General features: G+C 63.4%; 2 protein-coding genes. One reads left to right on the top strand and one right to left on the bottom strand.

Annotated elements, in window-relative coordinates:
* The first annotated feature begins 684 nt into the window (after positions 1-684).
* Positions 685-2,046: a serine/threonine-protein kinase gene (locus Y705_RS0101410; protein ID WP_081737687.1), complete on the top strand. Its 1,362-nt coding sequence runs from the start codon at positions 685-687 to the stop codon at positions 2,044-2,046.
* An 845-nt stretch (positions 2,047-2,891) separates the two neighbouring features.
* Here the strand turns inward: Y705_RS0101410 and Y705_RS0101405 are convergent.
* Positions 2,892-3,788 (bottom strand): DNA/RNA non-specific endonuclease, encoded by an 897-nt coding sequence (locus Y705_RS0101405; RefSeq protein ID WP_026531575.1) that lies wholly within the window; start codon positions 3,786-3,788, stop codon positions 2,892-2,894.
* Positions 3,789-3,816 lie beyond the last annotated feature (28 nt).

Genomic DNA, 3,816 nt, shown 5'->3' with positions numbered 1-3,816 from the left:
CACCCTCATGAAAACCCCGGGCTAGAAGGTTGCGCCGCCGCGAGCGGGAGGTCAGCGCAGGCCATCTTTCGTGTACTGCGGAAGATCCCGGAACGGGTCGGCGACGTTACGGAACTCTCTTGAGACCAGGGTTCCCCCCAGCCGTCGTCGGCCCCTTCCCGTGAGCTCATCGAAAAACGTACGAACCCGCTTCACAGTCATCTCCCGCTACCCCCGACGCGGGGCACCCCTGGGCGGCGGCCATTGCAGCGCCACAGTGCCCGAGACGCATTTTCCACCAACGGACAACAGCAGCCACCATCTGATCGTTTGGCCGGCGTGACAGCAACGTGCATCGATCACGACAACGAGTGTTATCGCCAACAACGTGGCGTCCCATTAGCCGAGATCGCTGCACCGTTCCAGACCAGCAAAAGCGCCAGGGCCGCGAAATAGCTACCCGACCTCTTCCAGTGTGGGCCTGTCGCTGTGCGACAGGACCGACCCTCACCACCGGAGGCTCCCAGCAGTTGAAGGACCTCCAAGAACCAAAATCCCCAGTTCAGAAATGCCGCGAGACAGGGCAGCGGCCTTGACAGTAACGAAAGAAATCGGGCGCCGTCAGGGAAGTTGGATTCTCATTATCCGACCGAAGCGCCGTGAACAGGTCAACCCGTGAGCGCAAATTGTCGATAGAGTCACAAAATGAGTGGTGCAGGGGATGAGCTGAAAGGCGTTGGGCTCGACACTGCCCATCCAGCGGGTGATTCTCGGTCACAAGGTGCCGCCGTTCTCGGGGACCGGTATGCCTTGGGTGTCCTGCTCGGCCAGGGCGGCATGGCCTCTGTCTATCAGGCCACGGATGAACTGCTGGGCCGGGAAGTTGCCGTGAAAGTCTTCCGGTCAGCTTCAACGACGCAAGAGACCATCCAGCGCCACCATGGTGAAGCCAGGGTCCTGGCGGGCTTGAGTCACCCTAACCTCGTGACTGTCTTTGATATCGGCACAGATACCAGCACTCTGCATCCGCAAATGTACCTGGTGATGGAGTTGATCCCGGGAACGGATCTGCAACGCGCCAAGCACCAGGGACCGTTTGCCTCGGCCACGGCGGCTACCCTGGGAGTCGGGATCGCCGACGCCCTGGCCGACATTCACGGACGCGGAATCATTCACCGAGATGTGAAACCGGCCAACATCCTCATCTCGAACGATGAGAATCTCCACGGCAGGACCCGATACAAGCTCACAGACTTCGGCATCGCCCGGATTCTTGACCAATCCCGCCTCACCGCTACCGGGCAGTCCGTCGGAACGGCCGCGTACTTCAGCCCCGAACAGGCCCAGGGCGGCCCCATCACTTCAGCCAGCGATGTTTACTCCCTCGGGCTGGTCCTGCTGGAAACCCTGACAGGAGTCACAGCGTTCCCTGGTCCGGCCGCCGCGTCAGCCGTAGCGCGCCTGCACCGCAACCCTGAGGTCCCGGAAACCCTCGGCGAACCCTGGGTGCAACTACTCACCCGCATGACTGCCCAAGGTCCTATGGCCCGGCCAACTGCTGCCGACGTTTCGGCGACACTTCACAACAACGCCCTTTTCGGGACCGAAGACGACTTCCAGACCGGAGCACACCTCATTGCTCAACCGGCGGCCCACCTTCTTCCCGGTACAACGGTGGAACCGGACAACGGCGACCTGACCCGGCCCGTGGACGTCGTTTCTGGATTCGTAGGCGCCGAGGGAAAAGACACAACCACAGGACCGGCACCCGCCGGGTCACTGCGGAACGACACTTCGTCGTCCTCTCCCACCACCGAATCGCTCGAAATTGGCACCGCCACCGACACGACGACGCAACCCCATCCAGTGGTGCCAGAACACCGTCGAAAGCCTGTGCTGCGGTGGGCGCTGATTGTTCTAGCAGCACTCATCAGCATCCTCCTGACCGTCGTGCTGTTGATGCTGGTCGTTGATGGACAGGCTCAACCCGTTCCCGTGAACTACCCGCCAGCGTCCGGGGAACTGGGCGAACTCCTCACCGACCTGCAGGAAAGCGTGGACCCCTGATGGCCACCCGCCGCACCAACGAGACTCATCGCTTCCACCGGACCCGCAAGAAGGCAGCGACGGCGGCGGGGGCGTTATTAGTTGTGGTGCTTGCCGGATGCACTGGGGCACAGGACTACAACGGCCTCGCTGCGGAGCAACTTCAGGCAGAGGTCCTGACCGTGACCCGGCAAACCATCAATGAGGACTACAGTGCATCACTAGAAACCCTCGACGGCCTCGCTCTCCGGCTCGAGGTCCTGACCAACAACGGATCAGTTCCCGCCGAGCGACGGGACCGCATCCACACCGCCCTTCAAGCCCTACGGGCAGGCCTGGAAGCCAGAATCACGGCCCAGGAACAACGACCACCAGCCCCCACACCCGCATCAGCGCCAGAACAACCCTCCACCGCTCCACGGATACCAGCACTAACACCACAGCCAGCGCCCATACGGCCCCCGCGGGCTTCCGCTCCAGCGCCCCTGATGCCAGTACCTTCACGGCAACCAGTCCCCGTGCTGCCCGACGCCCCTAACCCCGCGCCTGTCCCGCCCGTCCCGGCGCCTGTGCTTCCTGCCCCTCCACGGCAGCCGGCTCCTGTGGTGCCTGACCCGCCGGTTCCGGATCCGGCTCCGGGCGTTCCGACAGCGCCCCCCGCGCCGCCTGAACAGGTACCTGCACCTGTGCCCTCACCGGTGCCTCCATCGACCAGCCCGACCCCGGTTCCGACCACACCGGTACCCCTGCCGAGTGACCCACCCGTACTGCCACCCGAACTGCCGCCGGTCTTGCCGCCTGTGTTGCCATCGGTACCAGTGCCGAGCGGGCCGACGCCCCCGGTTCCTTTACCCACCGATCTTTAGCTAATCGCGGAGGTCGAAGTCCAGGTCGAGGTTTTCGGGGCTGGTGAGTTCCCGCCGTGTCGAGGTCACTTGGGCGCTGGGCAGTGATGCTGCGATTGGCATCCGGTCCACAGTGATGAGCCCCGTCAGGTCCAGTCCTGTCAGTGTTGCGATGTCCCGGACAGGTACTTGGAAGGTCCGGAACGGCCCCAGTGGGGGAGGGTCATCAATCACTCCCCGTGGGGGAATCTCGGGCAGGTCGGTGAGGTGTGGTGTCTGGTCGGCGATGTACCCGGTGGCGGCCAGCTCGCCCTCCACGAGGAAGACCGCGACCTTGAAGAACTGCAGTGGGATCTCCACGCCCCGGTAGACGGGGTCGAGGTCGCTGAAGATCGGGCCGGTAAACACGATTAAGCGCCGGCGATAATCGGTGGCGTTCTCCAACAGGTACGTTTCAAGTCCCAGCCACAGCTCGAGGCTCTGGTTGAACCCGGCGGCCTGGGGTGCGGCGTTCGTAAAGTGGAACGTGTCTTCGTTCGCCTGGGCGGCATGGTCCCGAGTGTCTCCCCAGACGGCGGAGGCGCGGCGGACGAGGTGTCCGCGGTCGATGTCGTTACGTGCGTAGACCCGTTCCCCGGTCTGCTGATCCTCGGGGATCCGCGGATCCAGCCGCCAGTCGATACCGGAGCGGGAAATGTCCATCAGTTTCTCGCCGTCGATGCCGAGCGCGGTGATCGCGGCCAGGCGCTTATCCGGTCGCATGAGGACCGAGAAATTCGTGTACGGGAGTAGGACGGTTTCGACGCCCTCCAGGGTCGGGATGGGCACCCTCAGGTCAAGGAATTGCTCATCGAATCCGATACGGTCGGAGAGGTCCTCGGCGATCAACGATAGGGGAGTCGGCAGGTGTGCGTCCATCCGCGAAACCTACCAGCAGCAAGTGACA

The sequence above is a fragment of the Arthrobacter sp. H41 genome, assembly GCF_000520535.1.
GTDB lineage: Bacteria > Actinomycetota > Actinomycetes > Actinomycetales > Micrococcaceae > Arthrobacter_D.
The sequence above is the reverse complement of the archived record's forward strand: the minus strand, read 5'-3'. Positions and strand labels throughout refer to the sequence as shown.